Genomic DNA, 18,879 nt, shown 5'->3' on the forward strand with positions numbered 1-18,879 from the left:
AGGTTGACCTAAAGCGGAAAGATTAGCACAAGCGGCGCAAATTTGCGTGGAGGCTCTGTGCCAGCATCATCTTTGGATATTCTGCCTGTAGAGGGCAAGGCGATGACGCGGCGTTTTTTGGCTGTGCCCGATAAGGTTTATGCAGATGACCCTCATTGGCGGTCTCAATTGGGGTTTGAGCGCGCGGCGCATTTAAATCCTAATAAAAATCCGGGCGCTGCAAGCCTGGAAAATCGACAGCTCTTTATAGCCGTACAAGATGGCAGGGATGTCGGGCGTATCGCCGCCTTTATCAATCCGGCACATAACGCACATTCTAGTTCCAATGACGGCTTTTTCGGCTTTTTTGATTGCATAGCTGAGCCTCAGATCGGGAAGGCTCTCTTGGAGCGGGCAGAAAGCTGGCTAAGTGATCGCGGCGTGAATAAAGCCATAGGCCCGGCACAATGGAGCGTGAATGAGGAATGCGGTCTTCTCATTGACGGTTTTGAGACACCTCCCGTTGTGATGATGCCTCACGGACGGCCCGCTTATCAAGAAATGATTGAAGGGCAGGGATTTCTCAAAGCTACGGATATGCTGGCCTTCCAAGCGGAGTTGGCGGCAGGTTATCCGCGCCCGAAAATGACGCAAGCCATGGTCAGGTCTGCCGCGCGAAATAAGGATATTGTTATTCGCCCGATGCGGCCCTCTAAATTTATGGAAGACGTGAATATCGTTATGGGCATTTTTAATGATGCCTGGTCTGAGAATTGGGGTTTCGTGCCATTTTCTGACAAACAAATCACCCATATGGCCAAAGAAATAAAACCCATCATGTTCAAAGAAGGCATGTGGGTGGGCGAATATAAAGGTGAGCCTATTGCCTATATCTGGATGATCCCGGATTTGAACGAGGCCATCCGCGATCTTGGCGGCTCTATTTTGCCATTTGGCTGGGCCAAGCTGTTATGGAGACTAAAAGTCAGCGGGGTAAAGCAAGCGCGTATTCCGCTCATGGGTCTTCGAAAAGAATATCATAATACGCGAACAGGCCTCTCTATTGTGGCGTCTCTTTGCGAGACGGTTTTTGATGCCGCCCGTCAAAAAGGCTTTACCCATTGTGAGTTGTCCTGGATTCTCGAAGACAATCCCGGCATGATTGCTATTTGCGAACAAGCCAGCGCCAAAGCTTATAAAACTTATCGCATGTATGAGAAAAATCTCTGATGCCAAACACCTTAACATCTGTTTCGGTGCTCATTTTAGCGGGGCAGCGCGAAGGCGTGGTTGATCCGCTCTGCGCGGCGGCGGATGTTGAGCGCAAGGCACTAATTCCGATACTCGGAAAACCTATGCTGAATTATGTTTTGGATGCTTTAACGGCTGCGGGGTTGTCATCACCATTTCATGTCAGCGGCTTTGACGCGGATTATGATGCGCGCTTAGTGCAATCACCGTCTGCGCCTGGTCCGGCGGGGAGTGCTTATGCCGCTTTGACGGACGGCATATCATTTCCGTGCCTTGTCACGACCTGTGATCATCCGCTTTTAACCGTCGAAATGCTGGAAATATTTATATCTGGCGCCAAAGAAAGCGGCGCAGACTTTTGTGTGGGATTAGCGCCCAAAAGCGTGATTGCGCCGGCCTACCCTGAGACCAAGCGCACCTATTGGAAATTTTCTGATACCCCAGTTTCGGGCTGTAATTTGTTTTATGTTGCCAATGAAAAAGGCTTGGCCGTCATAGAGTTTTGGAAAGACGCGCAACATTTGCGCAAGCAGCCGCTCAAGCTTGCCCGGATGATTGCTTGGGGCTTGGTCGCCAAATATTTAACGGGCCGCCTGACTTTGGCGGAGGCCTTTAACTATGTCTCCAAACGGTTAAACATTAAGGCAGCGCCTGTGATTATCCCAATCGCTGAGGCCGCCATTGATGTGGACAAACCCGTCGATAAAGAGCTTGTCGAGCGCATCCTATCAGGGCGCGCCGCATGACCCCGAACCTGATTGTTGACTCCAAACACAGTGTCGGGAAACGGATCGCCGCCAATACGGGCCTTATGATGGGGTCTAAAGCCTTAGCGGTTATCCTCGGCCTTGGCAGTATCTTAATTGCAACAAAGAATCTAAGCGCGGCAGAATTGGGTATTATTCTCTTCCTTCATGCTTATATGCTTTTCTTTTCGGAGGTCACGGCGTTCCAGTCTTGGCAATCTCTTATTCGCTTCGGAACGGATGATATAAAAGAGAATGATGCACCGCGTCTGGCCAAGCTCATGCAATTTGGTGTCAAGATTGATGCAATATCGGCTGTGTTTGGCTTCGCGATTTCAGTTGCGATATTTTCATTTATTGTGTGGCTGACCAAAGCATTTCCTGATGTGTTCTCGCGGGCTGAGAATTTTAATATTTCGGATTTGCGAAATATTGCGGCGCTATATTGTATTTTGATTTTGTTTAGACAACGCGGGGTCAGTATCGGCGTTTTTCGGCTTTTCGATAAATTTCACATCCTTGCTATTCATAGTTTGATCATGCCGACCACGCGATTTGTTGGCGTCCTCATAGCGGTGATTACAGGTGCAGGTTTCTCGGGATTTTTACTGGCGTGGTTTTGCGGGTCACTGACGGCTTATATTTTTCTGCCGCTTATGGCGCTTTTTGAGTTGAAACAACGTCATATGGTGGGCTTGCTCTTTCGCGCAAAATCATCGCTGCGACATCCACGTCCCGGATTGTGGCCGTTTATGATCAAATCCAATATCGATTCAACACTGGCGGCCTCCACTGCCCATTTGCCTGCGCTCTTGGTCATGTCAGTTTTTGGTTCAGCTTGGGTGGCCGTTTACCGTATTGCAGAAGAGGCTGCGAAATTACTGTCTGAAGGCTTTAAGCTTTTGGACCAGGTTATTTATCCTGAACTCGCCAAGATGGTTAGCCTTGGACAGGCCGATAAAATCTGGCGCTTGGTGACCCGCACAGCTGTGATACTTTTAGGCTTTGGACTTGTGATAGCGGTCTTGGTGCAAATTGGCGGGCCTGAATTGCTAAGCCGTATTTTTTCTGCGGATTACGAACAAGCGGCGCCGTTAACGTCACTCTTAGTTCTAGCTGCTGCTCTTATGGGCATTGCGGCTCCGCTTTACCCTGTGCTTTATGCGGCGGATCATCCCGAGCGCGCCATATATGCGCGCGGGACCGGGGTCTTGGTATATATTTCCGCCTTTTTCATCTTTAGTTTTACAATTGGAAAAATGGCGCCGGGTTGGGCCGCTATTTTGAGTAATGCGTCAGCCGTGATTTTGCTTGTCTTTTTGGCGAGGCACACATTGAAAAATGCTGTTCGAGAGCAAAAACAGGATAGTCTAACAACGAAGCAAACTTTCATGCCTAAGCTGAATTTGATCGGTGTTACAAATGCTAAAATCTGGGGACTCCCCTTGAAGGAATGGCAAGAGCGGGCCTTTAAAAAGGCTGGTACTGACCAAACACAGACGTCCAAAGAGACGGTTCATATACATATTGATTGGATATTATCGTCCGCTTTGATGAAAGCTTTTGTATCTGGCGGCAGGCGGGCTCTAATTGCAGGGAATATAATTATCGGCGTCAATGGTGTTGATAGTCAGGCTGCAAAAAGTCTCATAGGGCAGAGCGTAAATGCTCTTAAGGAAACCAATATCAAAGCGGCCTATCCCGAAGAACTAGATGATGGATATAACAAGGCCCTCCGAAAGACAGAGCCGCCTTATGCGCTTAACGTCAACGAAACACCTGTAGCTGATATTATGCGCCGGCAATTTGCTAGCTCTTATAAAGGCATTACAGATTTTGTGACGAAATGGATTTGGCCTCTGCCGGCTTTTTATGTCACGCGAGCCTGTGCTGCGATGCGGCTAACGCCCAATATGGTTACGACCGTTGGATTAGTTCTGACATTTGCGGCCATGTATTATTTTTGGCACGGGCAATGGGCGTTGGGCTTTCTGACAGGGTGGCTCATGACCTTTTTAGATACGGTTGACGGTAAGCTTGCACGGACAACGATGACTTATTCCTGGTGGGGAAATATTTATGATCACGGTATCGATTTAATACATCCGCCTTTTTGGTATTTTGCCTGGTTTGTCGGCCTCGGCAACGCCTTTCACTGGGATGAGATTTTAACGCAGCCCATGACATTTGCGATTGCAGCGATATGCGTGGGTTATATTGTGGATCGTATTATTGAAGGCATTTTCCTCGGACAGCACGGATTTCACATTCACGTTTGGACGAAAGTAAATTCGGCGCTACGTTTCTTTATTGCGCGGCGTAACCCGAATATGTTTATTTTTATGGTGGGTATTTGCCTTTTACCTTGGGCGGCGGACGCTGGGCATTGGGGGTTTTACGCTGTCGCGATTTGGACGTGGGTCTGTATCGCATTTAATATAATCTCTGTAATAGCGGGGATGTTGGTCAAAGGGCCTCTTCAAAGTTGGATGGATGCGTGATGAGCAATATTGCCGTTTTCGACTTAGATTACACGCTTACTATACGAGGGACATGGGGGCGGTTTGTAGTCAAGACCGTCAAATATAAGCCGTGGCTCTGGCTGCCTCTTGCGTTTTCTGCTGGTTTTACACAATGGCGTTACAAACAAGGTCATCTCCCGCGCATTCGCGTGAAACAAGCCATGATGCGTTGGAGTATGGTCGGTAAGTCTCGTGAAGTCCTAGAACAACTCGCGAAAGAATTTGCAGAGACTGAGGTCACCCATGGCCTTCGTCCCGGCGCTGTGAAAGCATTAGAGGCCCACCGGGCACAGGGGGATGTGATTATCATCGCTAGCGCCGCCGTCGATCTTATCGTTTCACCCATAGCTAAACGCCTAGGAATTGAGCATTGGGTGGCGACAGATATGAAATGGGAGAGCGAAAAGCTTGCCCCTGAATTTGCGTCAGACAATTGCTACGGACCGCAAAAATTACTTCGCCTCAAGCAGTTATTAGCTGAGAGCCCTGAACTGAAACAAAATAACACACATATCACAATGTACACGGACAGCTATTCGGATATTGATATTTTACGGTTTTGTGACACAAGTGTCGCTGTTAATGCTGATCGTAAGCTCACTAAGGCCGCCGGGGATGAAGGTTTTGAGTTGGTCGATTGGGGTTCATAATAAAACAGGGTTGTATAAACATGCATGCTATTATTCTATCCGCGGGCCGGGGTTCGCGGCTACTTCCCCTTACCACTGATATGCCAAAGTGTCTTCTGCCTGTCGGTTTGAGGTCCGTATTGAATTTGCAGCTCGATACGCTGTTCCATCAAGGTATTAAAACAGCGACCGTCGTGACGGGCTTTAATGCTCATATGGTCAAAGATGAAATCAAAGCGCGCCAAACAGGGCCACATGTTAAAACGCTCTATAACCCTTTTTTTCAGGTTGCGGATAACCTGGCCTCTTGCTGGATGGCGCGAAAATCTATGAAGCAAGACTTTCTTTTGATTAACGGAGATACGCTATTTAGCCCAGCTCTTTTGGATAAAGTGCTTAGCGCACCCGCCAAAGACATCACCGTGACGATTGATAAAAAAGGTCATTATGACGGTGATGATATGAAAGTGTCGCTAGAGGGTGACCGCTTAATAGCGATTGGCAAGACTCTGCTCGCGCAACAAACACATGGCGAGTCTATCGGTATGCTCCGTTTTATGAATGACGGGCCTCAAATTTTCAGAGATGAGCTTAAGCGCCTTATGAAAATTGAAGACGGCACGAAGAGCTGGTTCCTCTCAGCCATTCACGGCCTAGCCCAAGCGGGACAACGGATTGACACGACTAATATTCAGGGCTCAACATGGGCCGAGCTCGATACCCCTGAAGATTATGAAATTTGCCGGGAGCTCTTTGGAAATAGCGAAATGGCACGTAAGCAATTCAAGGCTATTTGATCTGAGCGTAGGCCTTACGCAGTTAAACGAAACAGGAGTGGTAGGGCGAAATGAAGCTTCTTAATAAAATGATGACCCGCTTTGTGAAAGTGGGGCAGTTGACGATTATTGATGCGGATGGAAAGCCGCATGTCCATGGCCCTGGCGGAGAGCCTTCCGCGACTGTGCGTCTTATGGATAAGAAACTCTATCGCTCTCTCTTTTTTAATCCCGAACTCAAAGCTGGCGAAGCCTATATGGACGGCACCTTAATTTGCGAGGCGGGCGGCATAAGAGAATTTTTGCGCGTCTTTGCCATGAACGCGTCTAACCTGCGCGGGCAGGGCCATCAGAAACGCCTGAGAGCGTTTTATAAAAAAGTGAAGCGATTTCATCAAAGCAATACGCTGATCACGGCGAAGCAAAATGTGGCGCATCACTACGATATTTCCAATGATATGTATAAGCTCTTCCTTGATGAGGATATGCAATATTCTTGCGGATATTACGCCGATCCGAGCGACTCACTAGAGACAGCGCAGCGCGCCAAAAAAGCTCACGTCGCGGCAAAACTTAATATAAAGCCGGGTAATACGGTTCTTGATATTGGCTGTGGTTGGGGCGGGCTCGCGCTTTATATTGCCGAGAATTTTGATGTGCATGTCACGGGCGTCACTCTGTCCAAAGAGCAACATGCATTAGCAACAGCGCGCATTGCCGAGCGAGGCCTTGAGGGCAAAGTCGAATTTATCCTCAGTGATTATCGCGACCTGACGGGACCGTATGACCGCATCGTCTCTTACGGCATGTTTGAGCAAGTCGGCGTGCCGCATTTCCTCGAATTTTTCACTAAAGTGAATGATCTTATGGCTGATGATGGCTGTATGCTGCTTCACTCCATTGGCCGCCGCGGTCAACCCGGCTCAACCGCCCGCTGGATTCGTAAATATATTTTCCCAGGTGGCTACTCGCCTGCTTTGTCCGAGACTTTAGCCGAGATAGAAAAGTCTGGCCTTTGGGTTACGGATATTGAAATATTGCGATTACATTATGCAGAGACCCTTTTGGCCTGGGATGAGCGCTTTCAGAAAAACCGCGCCCAAGTTGCCGAGATGTTTGATGAGCGTTTTTGCCGGATGTGGGAATTTTACCTGATCGCGAGTGAGTTTTCCTTCCGCTATAGTAAGAATATGAATTTCCAAATTCAGCTGTCAAAATCTGTCAATGCCTTGCCAATGACGCGTGATTATATGATAGAGGCCGAGCGAAAACTCAATTCAGCTTAAGGCCGCCCATTCATGGCATCTACTGTCGAAAAACCAAAGCATCTGACCAATCCGCGCCGCGCCTTTGTGAAAAAAACGGGTAAGAAGCTCGTGCGCAAAATTGCGGCCTTTCAAGCCAAGCAATCCCGAGTGCCGGATACGCCCAAAATCTCTAATGAGCATTTCCCGTTTCTGAAAGACTTCACGGATAACTGGGAAACTATACAGGCTGAGGCGAAAGAGGTCTTGAAATTCCGTGAGGTTATCCCAGGATTCCAAGATATTTCACCCGATCAATATCGCCTCGCGACAGAGAATAATTGGAAGACTTTTGTGATTTTTGGCTTTGGAGAACGGCTTGAAAAAAATGCCGCGCTTACGCCCAAGACAGCTGATATCCTCGAAGGCGTACCCAATTTGCAAACGGCGATGTTCTCTATCCTTGCGCCAGGCTATCATATCCCAGCCCATAAAGGGGTGACCAAGGGTATATTACGTTCGCATATCGGGCTCATCATTCCTAAAGACCGTGAGAAATGCCGCATCCGCGTTGATGATACGATTACCGCATGGAAAGAAGGTGAGATATTTGTCTTTGATGATACTTATGAGCATGAGGTCTGGAACGAGACGGATGAGGAGCGCGTCATCCTGCTCTTTGATTTCGACCGCCCGATGAAGTTTTGGGGACGGTTCTTAAATAAGACATTTCTGCAAATCATGAAATTTACTGCCTTCTACCAAGATCCCAAGAAAAACCTGCAAACCGCCGAAGAACGCCTAGAAGCGGCCATTCGTAAGGCCGATGCCAATATGGAAGCCATGAGCGACCCTGCGGCGTAAGGCTATACATTGAAGTTTTGTGGTTTTCTGATAGTCCTAATGCATGTCATTTAATGAGACGCAGAAATTCAGCAGCAAAATTCTCTGGTTCATGCGCGTGTCTTTAGTTTTGACGCTTCTTGTTTTACTTTCTGCTTTTTTTCTAGCTGGTGATGCTAATAATGGTCTTATTCTAAGCCTCATAGCTCTCATTTGTGTGCCAGTATTTTTGATATTAGAATTTTGTCAGCTTAAAACTAAAATTGATGCCAAAGGCATCGACTTGAATTTTCGTCCCTTCACAAGAAAATATTATGCTTGGGCTGATGTCCAAGATGCGAAGCTTATCAATTATGGCTTTGTCGGCGGTTGGGGTATTCGCATGACCTTAAAATACGGAACCGTTTATAATACCCAAGGCCAAGAAGGCGTTTTGCTCACTATGAAGACAGGCAAGAAGATCGTTATCGGGACACAGCGTAAAACCGCTATGCAGGCAGCTTTGAATAAATTTTTCAAGGCTTAGTTACAGCCCTCTGACATCCCATTCAGTGCCTATTCAGCTTTGAGCGTCTATTCCGTGAATGAACAGACGTTCGCTTTTGGCCTCGTTTAAGGGGCCAAATTTCACTTTATATGAGAAGTTATGACTATGGATATTATGAATCTTGCCAAAGGAATGTTGGCCCAAAAACTCGGCGGAAATAGCGACGCCGTTGGCGATGTTATGAATAGCCTGTTGGGACAGGGTGACAAAATGGATATTGGCAGTCTCGTAAGTGGTTTTAAAGATAAAGGTTTGGGCGATGTGGCCGAGTCTTGGCTTGGCGATGGTGAAAATGCGCCTGTTTCGGCAGACCAACTTAAAGAGGTGCTTGGCGGGGACCAAGTCGCGGCTGCGGCGGAGAAACTCGGTACGGATGAAGGCTCATTATTGGGTGGTCTGCAGGATGCTCTTCCGCAGCTCATTGATAAAGCGAGCAGCGGCGGGTCTTTATTAGACTCTGTTGGCGGCTTAGGTGGTCTGGGCGGTATGGCGAAGAAATTTCTCTAGGCCATCTTTCGATATATTGATGTTAAGGCGTGCCATCCGGCGCGTCTTTTCATATGGCTAGAGCTTAAGCGGCAGAGGCTGAGGTCTTCGCCAGGGTGAAAAAGAATGTTGAACCTTGGCCGGGTTCTGACTCAACCCAAATTTTCCCGCCGTGACTTTCCACAACTTTTTGGCAAATAGGCAGTCCGATACCATTACCTGCATAGTCTTTTCTATGAAGCCGTTGAAAAATTTCAAAGACCTTTCCTAAATGTTCGGGCTTTATGCCAATGCCGTTATCTTTGACAGAAAACTCCCAATGGCTCGCCAACTCTTTGCTGCTGACATGAACCTTCGGCTGCACCTCTGCGCTCTGATATTTCAGGCCGTTACTGATAAGGTTTTGGAGGAGCTGAAAAATGGAGCTTTTATTTCCATAAATGACGGGTAAGGGGTCTGAGGAAATTGTTCCGCCAATAGATTCGAGTTCAATAGACATATTTTCTTTGACAAGCGTTATCACGGTATTTGTGTCAAGTTCATCTTTACTAATGCCGCCACTGCCTATGCTGGAATAGGTCAAAATATCTGCGACAAGTTTTTGAGCAAAGGCGGTGCCATCCAAAATTTTGTCTAAGAAGAGACTGCCCTCCTCGTCATTCTCGAGCTTGTCGGACATATGCATTTTCAAAAGATCTGCAAAGCTTCCGACTTGCCTTAATGGCGTTTGTAAATCGTGAGAGCAGTTTTGGGCAAAGCGCTCAAGATTTCCGTTGGACTCAGACAGTTTTTGGACGGCTTGGCTAAGCTCCTCTGTGCGTTCTTCAACCAGACTCTCTAAATTAATACGGCGGTTAATCATTGAAGCCAAAGTGAAAGCTAACGCGGCGCTGAGTAAAATACCGACAATCAAAATCAACGGCGGTACCCATTCAAATCCTGCGCCTGTATAATTTGTGGTGGACGTGACCTTCCATGTCCGACCTGCAAAGCTGATCACTTCATCCCGCCGGCCTTTATAGTTTTGGGGCGCAATGCCATAGATGGCCATGGGTTTTGCAGTGTCGGTTATGTCTTCCAGGTAATATGTTACGTCGAGATCCGAAGTGATTTTTTTCTCTATAAGCGTTCCCACCTCGAAAAGTGCGCCTACCATTCCTCTGACGTCAGTCTCACTGGGGTTTGAAGGGACGGCATATGGGTCTTCAAATACAGGGTTTATCAGCATGACGATTGTATTATTACCGAACTCCTCTGGGCCGTTTATGGGGGCCGATGCGGTTACGGTTTTATTGGTGATGCCCATTCGCAGCGCGGGGCCACCTATAGGCAGTGAAGACATATCAAGACCAATTCTGTTGATTTGTCCTATAAGAGGTTTGGAATAAAGCACTGGAAAGTAAGTGTCTTGCGGTTTGGCGACAATAATATTGCCAAAACCGGCCCCGCTAAGAACCTGAAAATTCTCTGAATAAATTTCCTTGAGTGTCGTTTCGAATTTACCGCGATCAGAGTGCTCAACCCTTGGAAGCCACGCATACAGAATGATCGAGGGGTGATCATTTAAGACATCTTTTGACAGCTTTTTAAATTCCTCTAAGCCTATGTCCTTTTTGATATTGTGAAAAGAGGTGAGGGCATTCACGGAAGCCGCGTTATTATCCAGTGTTTCCTGTAAGCGTAAGAGCATCACATTGCTCTGAGCTGTAAATTGCGCGTCTTGGACTTTCTTATGTTCGTCCAGCGCAAACAGATAGGCTGAGATTGCGACCAACAATCCGATTGCAAAAGCAAGTGCAGCTACGCCATATGGTTTTAGATCTCTTATAGCGCCATCCCCGGACTTGAACTTTGAAGACCGTAACTTACTTGAATATGGTTAAAATAGTTTTAGTCGAACCTGTCGTTAATGCGCTGTGAGTGAATATAAAAGTTTGGCATAGTTATTATCCGAGCGCTGTTTTGAGAGATTATAGGCGCCCTCTGTTATATCTAAAACATAACCCTGCTCACTGAATGCCTCATCTCTTGTAAAAATCAAAATTGTGCCTGCCTTAAAATCGTCTTTTTTTGTACCTAGAGTCATTGCGAAGAGGTTTTTGTGATGAGAGGATATAGGTATATATGCGTCCGGGGCGGCTTCCTCTAAGCGGTTCCCGGGTAAGGGCCATATATAAACGGGTACATGATGAATGGGCTTTTGAAGATAGCTTTCCAATGTGCCGCGTTTATTCATGTGCTCGCCGCTAAGAAGCCAAATATCATTCGTTTCAAGGGCTTTTGCGATTTTTTGGAGGGAGGCTTGCCGGGGAATATGGCTACCACTTTCCCAATTGGCGACAGTGGATTGCCCGACGTCACATGCTTTTGCAAGATTATCCTGAGACAGGCCTAATTCTTTTCGGCGGTCTTTTATACGTTGAGCGATACGTTGGGGCATAAAACTCTCTAAATATTCGTTTATCAAATAATTATTAGAGTTTATTACGTCTAAATTTATGTATGTGCAAACATTAAATATGAAGAATTTAATTAAAAATTACATATATTTCATGATATTAATGCGAATAGCACAGCGAGTATGAATGTAATCTGAAAGTTGCCATCACGACTATATTACAAATTTTTTATCAAAAAAACGAATGAAATTTCTTGAAAAACTAAATCGCAAACCTTAAATGATAGTCACGGGTGGAGCCCTAACTATTTCACCGCGCCAGTATCAGGGACGGTTCTGACGCAACAACTTATGAGGATTGCTATGAAAGGCGATTATTGCACACGGGAAGGCGCTGAGCGTCTTAAAGATCAAATTGAAGCTTATTGGGCTGAACGAGGGCATGATGTCCGAGTCAATCTCATTCAAGGCGGATTTCTGGCTTCTATGAGATCAGCGCGCACAGATGTTCGCTCAAACCTCATAAATGGCGTTCCGACACGCTCAACAGAGAACTTTGCTTAGTCTGTGTTTGTCTGAAGGCAAACACAGACAACGTTTGGGCCAAAGGCCCGAACGCACAAATCTCAAAAAACGATCACACTTAGGTCGCTTTTTTGAGATAGTCCAAGACCCAAATTCACAGCGCTAAGGCGCTGTTTTTTATGCGCTCAATTCAATGGCTGCCGGTAAAATCTCACGGAAATTGCGCAATATCCGATCCCCGCCTAGTTTGACCACCGGAATTGTTGAATATCCATAGACCATCAAAAGACATGGCACTTTGGCATTTTTAGCCGAAAGCATATCTGGAAGACTATCTCCTACCATAATAATTTTGCGGCTGCGGCCGCGATGACCAGCCGCTTTCCAGATGTGATCAGCATAGGGTTTATTGCGCACCAGATCATCACTCCCAACAACCCGCACAAAAAGCCGCGAGAGTCCCAAGGCTTCAATCAGAGGCCGGGCCAAATATCCGGGCTTGTTCGTGCAGACTGACAATTCAGCGCCGCGCGCTTTCAGTGCTTTTAGAGTATCGACAACACCGGGAAATGGGGTGCTTAAGCGGCAAATATCCTCGGCATAGAGTTCCAAGAAAAGTTTTTGCAATTCATCTATACGCGATTCATCCACAGCGTGATTAGCGCGGGCCAACGCCCCATTTATCAACGCCCGCGAGCCAAATCCGACCGCTTTGCGAGCTTCGGTAAAATCTGTCTCGGCTAAGCCTTCCTCTGCAATAACGTCATTTAGCACTCGCACCAAATCCGGCGCTGTATCAATCAAGGTGCCGTCCAAATCAAAGCAGAGTGATAAATGTGTAAGAGTAGACATGAATTACCCAAAATAGAATCGCGTTATGTGTCAGCATCGTTTAATGAGCGGTCAAGTCAACGCCTGCGAATCATATTGGAGCCGACCATGACCACGCCACGTGCCGCCGTTATTCTTGCTGCGGGTAAATCCACCCGCATGAAATCCTCACGGTCCAAAGTGCTGCACCATGTGGGCGGACGCTCTATGCTCTCATGGGTGGCGGACTTAGCGCGCTCTGCTGGCGCCGATAAAATTGTTTGCGTTGTCGGCGAGGGGAATGCGGATGTACGCGCGGCGGCAGAAGAGCTCGGCCTAGAGATTGCGCTGCAAGAGCCGCAACTTGGTACAGGCCATGCTGTTAAATGCGCGCAAGGCGCCCTCTCAGGGTTTAAAGGCAATATGGCCGTGCTTTACGCGGATACGCCCTTTGTCAGCCATAAAACGCTAGAGCGGGTATTCAAAAGCCTTGATAACGGAACGGACGTAACCGTGCTAGGGTTTGAGCCCGAAGAGCCAGGCTTCTATGGCCGCTTAATCACAGAAGGCGGCGAGTTGACAGCCATTGTCGAAGCCCGTGATGCCTCTAATGAAATTCTTGATATTGGCCTTTGCAATAGCGGCGTTATAGCGGCTTCCACGCAGGATATGTTCTCAGCATTGGAACGTGTCGGAAATGACAATGTGAAGGGCGAATATTACCTGACGGATATTGTCGAGATTTTGCGCGGTGATGATAAAACAGCCCGCGTGATTACTGCGGATGAAAGCGAAGTATTGGGCGTGAACTCCCGCCTTGATCTGGCGACCGCCGAAGTCGCGTTTCAGATGGGTATGCGTCAGGCTATGCTTACAAAAGGCGTCACCTTACGAGATCCTGATACGACGTATTTTTCATGGGACACGGCTATATCAGCCGATGCTGAAATTGGCGCTAACGTCGTCTTTGGCCCGGGCGTAAGCATTGCCAAAGATGCAGTTATTCATCCTTTCTGTCACCTTGAAGGCGCTAAAATCGGGGAAGGGGCTCAGATTGGGCCATTTGCACGGCTGCGGCCCGGAACTGAAATGGCAGCAGGCACCAAGGCCGGGAATTTCGTCGAAACCAAAAAAGCCAAAATCGGTAAAGGAAGTAAAATTAATCACCTCTCTTATATCGGCGACGCCGAGGTCGGCGAAGGCGCAAATATTGGTGCAGGAACAATCACCTGTAACTATGACGGCTATTTCAAACATAAGACCGAGATTGGAGACGGCGCCTTTGTCGGGACAAATTCTTCGCTCGTCGCCCCTGTTAAAATCGGGAAAGGCGCTTATCTGGGAAGCGGCGGAGTGATTACCAAAGATGTGCCCGAAGGGGCGCTTGCTGTGGCGCGATCAGAGCAGGTAAATAAAGAGGGCTGGGCGGACCGATACAATACAGCTCAAAAGAAACGCAAAGCAAAAAAGTAAATAAAGTTATGTCACAAGCAAAAGAAAATGCCGCGATGGCGGCGCTCGATTTCGTCGAAAGCGGCATGACATTAGGTTTAGGGTCTGGCTCTACGGCAGAGGTATTTCTAGAACGGCTTGGCGAGCGTATTGCGGGCGGGCTCAAAGTACAGGGTATCCCCACCTCTCAGCGCACAGCTGATGTTGCCGAAGAAAACGGGGTGCCGCTTGTCGAGCCTGATAAAGTCGAATCCATTCAGCTGACCATTGATGGGGCGGATGAAGTTGATCCGCAATTTTCACTCATTAAGGGCGGAGGGGCGTGTCTTCTGCGCGAGAAAATTATTGCTCATGCGTCCGAGCGCATGGTGGTGATTGTCGATGCCTCTAAGATGGTAGAAACCCTCGGGGAATTTGCACTGCCTATTGAAGTAGATCCATTTGGTATGGCCCTAACGGCGGAACAAATCTATGCAGCCTTGATGCAAAGCGGATGTGAAAATGCGCAGACCGTATTACGCCAGAAAAAAGACGGCTCCGGCCCGCTGGTCACCGATGGGGGGCATTACATACTTGATAGCCGTTGCAAGAAAATCCCCAAACCCGCCGATACGGCACATATGCTCAGCCAGATTCCCGGAGTGATGGAACACGGCCTGTTCATTGATCTCGCAGATGTGATTATAATCGGCGAGACAGACCATGCCAAAGTGATGGAGTTGGCGCGTGAATAAGAATCAATTTTTGGTCTTGTTTGTGGCCTGCTTTCTTGTGGCTTGTGGAGCACCAGAAAAACTTACGGAAGACGGCAAGAAGAATTTGTCTGAACAGATTGCTCAGCTGGAAACATCAGAAGCTTTTAACTTAAAAGGAAAGACGCCTACTGAAGAGCTACTTTATTTGTTAGAATTACCAACGCAGATGAAATCCGCAACTTTGATTGTGTTAGATGGTCAATTGGAAACTTTAGAGGCTTCGGGTCGAGAGAAAGAGGCAAACGAACTGCGTAACAATCGACAATTACTCTTGAAAGCTATGGATGAAAACATGGCTTCTTATGTTGAGTCTGCAGCAGAGATTTATGAACAGATCTTCACCGGCCCTGAGATTGCTCGCATGAATGAATTATATCGAGATCCTGTAATGAGAAAAGCTGTTAGCACTCAGCTTAATATTCAACAAAAAATTATTCCCGTTGCAGAAACTTGGGGTCAAAAAGTTGGTAAAAGATACGAAGAGTTACTATCTGAAAAGTCAGATAAAGACTAAAATTGAAAGTAAAATATGCCTGAATATGATTACGACCTATTTGTTATTGGTGCGGGCTCAGGTGGAGTGCGTTCGGGGCGGCTTGCCGCGCAATTGGGTAAACGCGTTGCCGTGGCCGAAGAGAGTAAGCCTGGCGGGACTTGTGTCGTGCGCGGCTGTGTACCTAAGAAATTCATGGTTTACGGGGCAGATTACGGCGCGGCGATTGCTGAGGCCAAAGGCTATGGTTGGACGGTCAAAGATGCGTCTTTTGATTGGCCGACTTTGCGCGATGCGATACAAGATGAAGTGAACCGCCTCTCCGGTATCTATTCAAATATTTTAGAAAAAAATGCCGTGACGCTCTACCGTGAACGCGCGGAATTTGTTGATAAACACACTGTGCGCCTCTCAGAGACTGGCCGTGAGGTCACCGCTGAAACAATTTTAATCGCTGTGGGCGGCCGTCCTTGGATGCCTGAAATTCCAGGCGCGGAACATGCGATTATGTCTGATGATGCGTTTCTGCTCGGTGAACTTCCGGAGAAAGCCCTGATCATTGGAGGCGGTTATATCGCCTGTGAATTTGCAGGTATTTATGCAGGTATGGGCGTTCAAGTCACGCAAGCCTATCGCGGCGGCGGATTGCTCAATGGTTTCGATGCTGATGTGCGCGAAGCCGTGCTAGAGGTGCAAAGAAATAACGGTATTGATGTGCGCTTCAGCGTCTCACCGAAAGAGATTAAAAAGACATCGGGCGGCTATATTGTCACCTTTGATGATGGCAGTAAGATCGGTACGGATCTGGTCTTTATGGCAACTGGACGCAAACCCTACACAGCGGCATTGGGCCTTGAAAATGCGGGCGTTAAAACAGACGATAAGGGCGCTATCATTGTCGATAAATATTCAAAATCGAATATCAATAATATCTATGCCGTGGGTGATGTGACGAACCGCGTAAACCTTACGCCTGTGGCTATTCGCGAAGGCGCCTGTTTTGTAGAGACGGTCTATAAGGACAATAAAACCGCCTTTGACCACACAGAAATCGCCAGTGCAGTCTTTACCCGTCCGCCCGTTGGCACGGTCGGCGTGACTGAGGTTGAGGCAAGAGAAAAATATGGCGATGACTTTATTGTCTATTCCACAAGCTTCCGCCCCATGAAAAACGTTCTCGCGGGAAAGCCGCAAAAATGCATGATGAAGCTGTTAACGCATGGAAAGAAAGAGACCGTGATTGGCATACATATTGTCGGCGATGACAGCGCAGAAATTATCCAAGCGCTGGGGATTTGCGTCAAAGCTGGCCTCACGAAAGCCGACTTTGATCGCACCTGCGCCGTTCATCCGACTCTGGCCGAAGAGATTGTAACGCTGAAGCCCAAAGAGCTAAATAAGACGACCGTGGTGAGCTAGATGCTTGTAAAGTGCATTATGCGAAGCCGTAATGCACTATTGAGCATGGAACTAATCCACCGCTACGTCACTTGCGAATCTATTTGGATTCCCCTGCGCCCCCCGCTATAGCACCGTTATGACAAAACGCATCGCTCTTTATCCTGGAACTTTTGACCCTATGACATTGGGGCATTTGGATATTATGAAGAGGGCGAGTAACCTCTGTGATAAGCTTGTCGTGGGCGTCGCAATTAACCGCAGCAAGGGACCCCTCTTTGCACTAGATGAGCGCGTTGAAATGGTGGAACATGTGGTTAAGCCTTTTCGTGACCGTATAGAAGTTGAAGTGAAACCTTTCGAAGGTTTACTGATACATTTTGTTGAAAGCGTTGGGGCGAGCATGATAGTGCGCGGCTTAAGGGCTGTTTCGGACTTTGAATATGAGTTCCAAATGGCCGGAATGAATGACCGCTTGAACCCGGATATTGAGACAGTATTTTTGATGGCAGACCCGCAATATCAAACCATTGCCTCGCGCCTCGTCAAAGAGATTGCAAGGCTGGGAGGGGATGTTTCTCAATTCGTCACACCGGAAGTTGAGCTACGCTTAAAGGACAAATATTCATGATGAAAAAGACTTTGATTGCGCTCTTAACCACAGTCGCGCTAAGCACCTCTGCTTGTGCAGGTGAGGAGCAATCCTCCGTAACCAAAACGGCCCAGACAGCCGTAAAGACAGCGTCCGCAACTATGAGCCCCGGGCTCAATGCTCCCGAGGAGGCGTGGCGAGACCTAGACCCTGAAAACACACTATATATCGATCTGGAATATGGCCGTGTCGTGATCGAGCTTTACCCCGAAATCGCTCCGCTTCATGTGGCGCAAATCAAAACGCTGGCGCGCCAAGGCTTTTATGATTTGATTACTTTTCACCGCGTTATTGACGGATTTATGAATCAAACGGGCGATCCCAAGGGTGATGGGTCCGGAGACTCTCAATTGCCGGATATCCAAGGTGAGTTTACCTTCCGCCGACCTCCCACAATGCCTGTGACGCTGGTCGGCGCACGCAGCCAAGGTGGTAAAGAAGTGGGCGTTGGGTTTTACAAAGCTCTCCCGGTTGCAACACAGCCTTCCTCGCAAGCTATGTTGACAAAAGACGGTAAAGTCGCAGCTTTCGGCCTTCATTGCAAAGGCGTGACGTCAATGGCGCGAACATCAGACCCCAATTCCGCGAATAGTCAGTTCTTTTTGATGCGTGATATTGCGCAGCATCTGGATGCTCAATATTCGATTTGGGGCAATACTGTTCTAGGACACGAACATCTTACGAAGATTAAAGTGGGGTCTAAAGGTGAAAATCCTGATTTTGTGCCTGACGTCATGAAGAAAGTGCAGCTCGCAGCCGACGTTGCTGAGTCAGACCGCGTAAAGCTGCAGGTTCTGAAAACAGACAGCCCGGCCTTTAAAAACTATTTGAAGACAAAAAAGAAAGCGGACGGGACATATCCTGACATTTGCGATATTCGCGTCCCGACACGCCAACAATAAGGATTCTATATAATGGCTGAAAAACTTACACTAACGCTCGATGCGAATGATGGCAAAAGTGGTGATGTTGTCATCCTTCTGCGCCCTGACCTTGCGCCAAAACATGTCGAGCAAATCACTAGTCTTGCCAAAGACGGTTTTTATGATGGGCTAACATTTCACCGCGTCATTGATGGATTTATGGCGCAAGGCGGGTGTCCAGACGGAACAGGTATGGGCGGAGCGAAACAGCAAATTCCAGCTGAATTTAGCCGTCATCCCCATATCGAAGGTGTCTGCTCTATGGCGCGGTCATCAAACCCAAATTCGGCGTCCAGTCAGTTTTTTATCTGTTTGGATGATGCATCATTTCTCGATGGCCAATATACCGTTTGGGGTGAAGTTGAGAGCGGAATGGAGCTTGTCCACGCGCTTCCAAAAGGTGAGCCGCCACGCTATCCGGGTAAAATCGTGAAAGCGACTGTTTCCTAG

The 18,879-nt window shown here is 47.8% G+C and carries 20 protein-coding genes; 17 read left to right on the top strand and 3 right to left on the bottom strand.

The window, feature by feature from the left end; translation table 11 throughout:
• Nucleotides 1–57 precede the first annotated feature (57 nt).
• The 9 genes from F569_RS0106875 to F569_RS0106915 all read left to right on the top strand — a co-directional run bounded on the left by F569_RS0106875 (nucleotide 58) and on the right by F569_RS0106915 (nucleotide 9,044).
• Nucleotides 58–1,209: a hypothetical protein gene (locus tag F569_RS0106875; protein WP_154813671.1), complete on the top strand. Its 1,152-nt coding sequence runs from the start codon at nucleotides 58–60 to the stop codon at nucleotides 1,207–1,209.
• Nucleotides 1,209–1,976: a nucleotidyltransferase family protein gene (locus F569_RS0106880; RefSeq protein ID WP_034387984.1), complete on the top strand. Its 768-nt coding sequence runs from the start codon at nucleotides 1,209–1,211 to the stop codon at nucleotides 1,974–1,976. The genes F569_RS0106875 and F569_RS0106880 overlap by 1 nt, the downstream gene beginning before the upstream one ends.
• Nucleotides 1,973–4,477 carry a CDP-alcohol phosphatidyltransferase family protein gene (locus F569_RS18850; RefSeq protein WP_051279512.1) on the top strand — a complete coding sequence of 835 codons (2,505 nt, stop codon included), beginning with the start codon at nucleotides 1,973–1,975 and terminating at the stop codon, nucleotides 4,475–4,477. Before F569_RS0106880 ends, F569_RS18850 begins: the two co-directional genes overlap by 4 nt.
• The gene (locus tag F569_RS0106890) at nucleotides 4,477–5,148 is read left to right on the top strand and encodes an HAD family hydrolase (protein WP_026941600.1); all 672 of its coding nucleotides are present in this window, start codon (nucleotides 4,477–4,479) and stop codon (nucleotides 5,146–5,148) included. Before F569_RS18850 ends, F569_RS0106890 begins: the two co-directional genes overlap by 1 nt.
• A 20-nt stretch (nucleotides 5,149–5,168) precedes the next feature.
• Nucleotides 5,169–5,924, top strand: a complete 756-nt coding sequence (locus F569_RS16945; protein WP_034387988.1) for a phosphocholine cytidylyltransferase family protein — start codon at nucleotides 5,169–5,171, stop codon at nucleotides 5,922–5,924.
• A gap of 50 nt (nucleotides 5,925–5,974) precedes the next feature.
• Nucleotides 5,975–7,189, top strand: coding sequence for an SAM-dependent methyltransferase (locus F569_RS0106900; protein ID WP_026941601.1), 1,215 nt, complete (start codon nucleotides 5,975–5,977; stop codon nucleotides 7,187–7,189).
• A 12-nt stretch (nucleotides 7,190–7,201) separates the two neighbouring features.
• The gene (locus F569_RS16950) at nucleotides 7,202–8,011 is read left to right on the top strand and encodes an aspartyl/asparaginyl beta-hydroxylase domain-containing protein (protein WP_051279515.1); all 810 of its coding nucleotides are present in this window, start codon (nucleotides 7,202–7,204) and stop codon (nucleotides 8,009–8,011) included.
• Nucleotides 8,012–8,054: 43 nt separating this feature from the next.
• The gene (locus F569_RS18855; protein WP_026941602.1) at nucleotides 8,055–8,516 is read left to right on the top strand and encodes a hypothetical protein; all 462 of its coding nucleotides are present in this window, start codon (nucleotides 8,055–8,057) and stop codon (nucleotides 8,514–8,516) included.
• Nucleotides 8,517–8,636: 120 nt separating this feature from the next.
• Nucleotides 8,637–9,044 (top strand): YidB family protein, encoded by a 408-nt coding sequence (locus F569_RS0106915; RefSeq protein ID WP_084168887.1) that lies wholly within the window; start codon nucleotides 8,637–8,639, stop codon nucleotides 9,042–9,044.
• 64 nt (nucleotides 9,045–9,108) lie between these two features.
• Here F569_RS0106915 and F569_RS18860 read toward each other — a convergent pair whose 3' ends face one another.
• Together F569_RS18860 and F569_RS18865 are read right to left on the bottom strand one after the other, a co-directional pair.
• A complete protein-coding gene (locus tag F569_RS18860; protein WP_051279517.1) occupies nucleotides 9,109–10,797 on the bottom strand; it encodes an ATP-binding protein in 1,689 nt (562 codons plus the stop codon).
• 132 nt (nucleotides 10,798–10,929) lie between these two features.
• Nucleotides 10,930–11,463: a helix-turn-helix domain-containing protein gene (locus tag F569_RS18865; RefSeq protein ID WP_051279520.1), complete on the bottom strand. Its 534-nt coding sequence runs from the start codon at nucleotides 11,461–11,463 to the stop codon at nucleotides 10,930–10,932.
• Nucleotides 11,464–11,784: 321 nt separating this feature from the next.
• On the opposite strand from F569_RS18865, the gene F569_RS0106930 reads away from it, so the two are divergent.
• On the top strand, nucleotides 11,785–11,985 hold the full coding sequence (locus F569_RS0106930) for a hypothetical protein (protein ID WP_034387991.1): 201 nt from the start codon (nucleotides 11,785–11,787) through the stop codon (nucleotides 11,983–11,985).
• Nucleotides 11,986–12,123: 138 nt separating this feature from the next.
• On the opposite strand, the gene F569_RS0106935 is transcribed toward F569_RS0106930, so the two are convergent.
• Entirely contained in the window at nucleotides 12,124–12,798 is a 675-nt protein-coding gene (locus F569_RS0106935) for an HAD-IA family hydrolase (RefSeq protein ID WP_026941605.1), read from the bottom strand.
• Between the two features lie 87 nt (nucleotides 12,799–12,885).
• Here F569_RS0106935 and glmU point away from each other — a divergent pair, with 87 nt between their 5' ends.
• The 7 genes from glmU (at nucleotide 12,886) to F569_RS0106970 (ending at nucleotide 18,879) form a co-directional block, all read left to right on the top strand.
• Complete coding sequence (glmU, locus tag F569_RS0106940; RefSeq protein WP_026941606.1) at nucleotides 12,886–14,229, top strand: bifunctional UDP-N-acetylglucosamine diphosphorylase/glucosamine-1-phosphate N-acetyltransferase GlmU; 1,344 nt, start codon at nucleotides 12,886–12,888, stop codon at nucleotides 14,227–14,229.
• Between the two features lie 8 nt (nucleotides 14,230–14,237).
• Nucleotides 14,238–14,942, top strand: coding sequence for a ribose-5-phosphate isomerase RpiA (gene rpiA, locus F569_RS0106945; RefSeq protein WP_026941607.1), 705 nt, complete (start codon nucleotides 14,238–14,240; stop codon nucleotides 14,940–14,942).
• Complete coding sequence (locus F569_RS0106950) at nucleotides 14,935–15,477, top strand: DUF2059 domain-containing protein (RefSeq protein WP_026941608.1); 543 nt, start codon at nucleotides 14,935–14,937, stop codon at nucleotides 15,475–15,477. Before rpiA ends, F569_RS0106950 begins: the two co-directional genes overlap by 8 nt.
• 15 nt (nucleotides 15,478–15,492) lie before the next feature.
• Nucleotides 15,493–16,875 carry a glutathione-disulfide reductase gene (gene gor / locus F569_RS0106955; RefSeq protein ID WP_026941609.1) on the top strand — a complete coding sequence of 461 codons (1,383 nt, stop codon included), beginning with the start codon at nucleotides 15,493–15,495 and terminating at the stop codon, nucleotides 16,873–16,875.
• Between the two features lie 118 nt (nucleotides 16,876–16,993).
• On the top strand, nucleotides 16,994–17,485 hold the full coding sequence (coaD, locus tag F569_RS0106960; protein ID WP_026941610.1) for a pantetheine-phosphate adenylyltransferase: 492 nt from the start codon (nucleotides 16,994–16,996) through the stop codon (nucleotides 17,483–17,485).
• Nucleotides 17,482–18,408: a peptidylprolyl isomerase gene (locus F569_RS0106965; protein WP_026941611.1), complete on the top strand. Its 927-nt coding sequence runs from the start codon at nucleotides 17,482–17,484 to the stop codon at nucleotides 18,406–18,408. Before coaD ends, F569_RS0106965 begins: the two co-directional genes overlap by 4 nt.
• A gap of 12 nt (nucleotides 18,409–18,420) precedes the next feature.
• Nucleotides 18,421–18,879, top strand: coding sequence for a peptidylprolyl isomerase (locus tag F569_RS0106970; protein ID WP_026941612.1), 459 nt, complete (start codon nucleotides 18,421–18,423; stop codon nucleotides 18,877–18,879).

Origin of the sequence: Hellea balneolensis DSM 19091, assembly GCF_000428525.1 — a bacterium.
Lineage (GTDB): Bacteria > Pseudomonadota > Alphaproteobacteria > Caulobacterales > Maricaulaceae > Hellea > Hellea balneolensis.

Coding starts and splice junctions, on each gene's coding strand:
- F569_RS0106880 (WP_034387984.1), top strand. CDS start 1,209: ATGCCAAACACCTTAACATCTGTTTCGGTGCTCATTTTAGCGGGGCAG.
- F569_RS18850 (WP_051279512.1), top strand. CDS start 1,973: ATGACCCCGAACCTGATTGTTGACTCCAAACACAGTGTCGGGAAACGG.
- F569_RS0106890 (WP_026941600.1), top strand. CDS start 4,477: ATGAGCAATATTGCCGTTTTCGACTTAGATTACACGCTTACTATACGA.
- F569_RS16945 (WP_034387988.1), top strand. CDS start 5,169: ATGCATGCTATTATTCTATCCGCGGGCCGGGGTTCGCGGCTACTTCCC.
- F569_RS0106900 (WP_026941601.1), top strand. CDS start 5,975: ATGAAGCTTCTTAATAAAATGATGACCCGCTTTGTGAAAGTGGGGCAG.
- F569_RS16950 (WP_051279515.1), top strand. CDS start 7,202: ATGGCATCTACTGTCGAAAAACCAAAGCATCTGACCAATCCGCGCCGC.
- F569_RS18855 (WP_026941602.1), top strand. CDS start 8,055: ATGTCATTTAATGAGACGCAGAAATTCAGCAGCAAAATTCTCTGGTTC.
- F569_RS0106915 (WP_084168887.1), top strand. CDS start 8,637: ATGACTATGGATATTATGAATCTTGCCAAAGGAATGTTGGCCCAAAAA.
- F569_RS18865 (WP_051279520.1), bottom strand. CDS start 11,463: ATGCCCCAACGTATCGCTCAACGTATAAAAGACCGCCGAAAAGAATTA.
- F569_RS0106930 (WP_034387991.1), top strand. CDS start 11,785: ATGAAAGGCGATTATTGCACACGGGAAGGCGCTGAGCGTCTTAAAGAT.
- F569_RS0106935 (WP_026941605.1), bottom strand. CDS start 12,798: ATGTCTACTCTTACACATTTATCACTCTGCTTTGATTTGGACGGCACC.
- glmU (WP_026941606.1), top strand. CDS start 12,886: ATGACCACGCCACGTGCCGCCGTTATTCTTGCTGCGGGTAAATCCACC.
- rpiA (WP_026941607.1), top strand. CDS start 14,238: ATGTCACAAGCAAAAGAAAATGCCGCGATGGCGGCGCTCGATTTCGTC.
- gor (WP_026941609.1), top strand. CDS start 15,493: ATGCCTGAATATGATTACGACCTATTTGTTATTGGTGCGGGCTCAGGT.
- coaD (WP_026941610.1), top strand. CDS start 16,994: ATGACAAAACGCATCGCTCTTTATCCTGGAACTTTTGACCCTATGACA.
- F569_RS0106965 (WP_026941611.1), top strand. CDS start 17,482: ATGATGAAAAAGACTTTGATTGCGCTCTTAACCACAGTCGCGCTAAGC.
- F569_RS0106970 (WP_026941612.1), top strand. CDS start 18,421: ATGGCTGAAAAACTTACACTAACGCTCGATGCGAATGATGGCAAAAGT.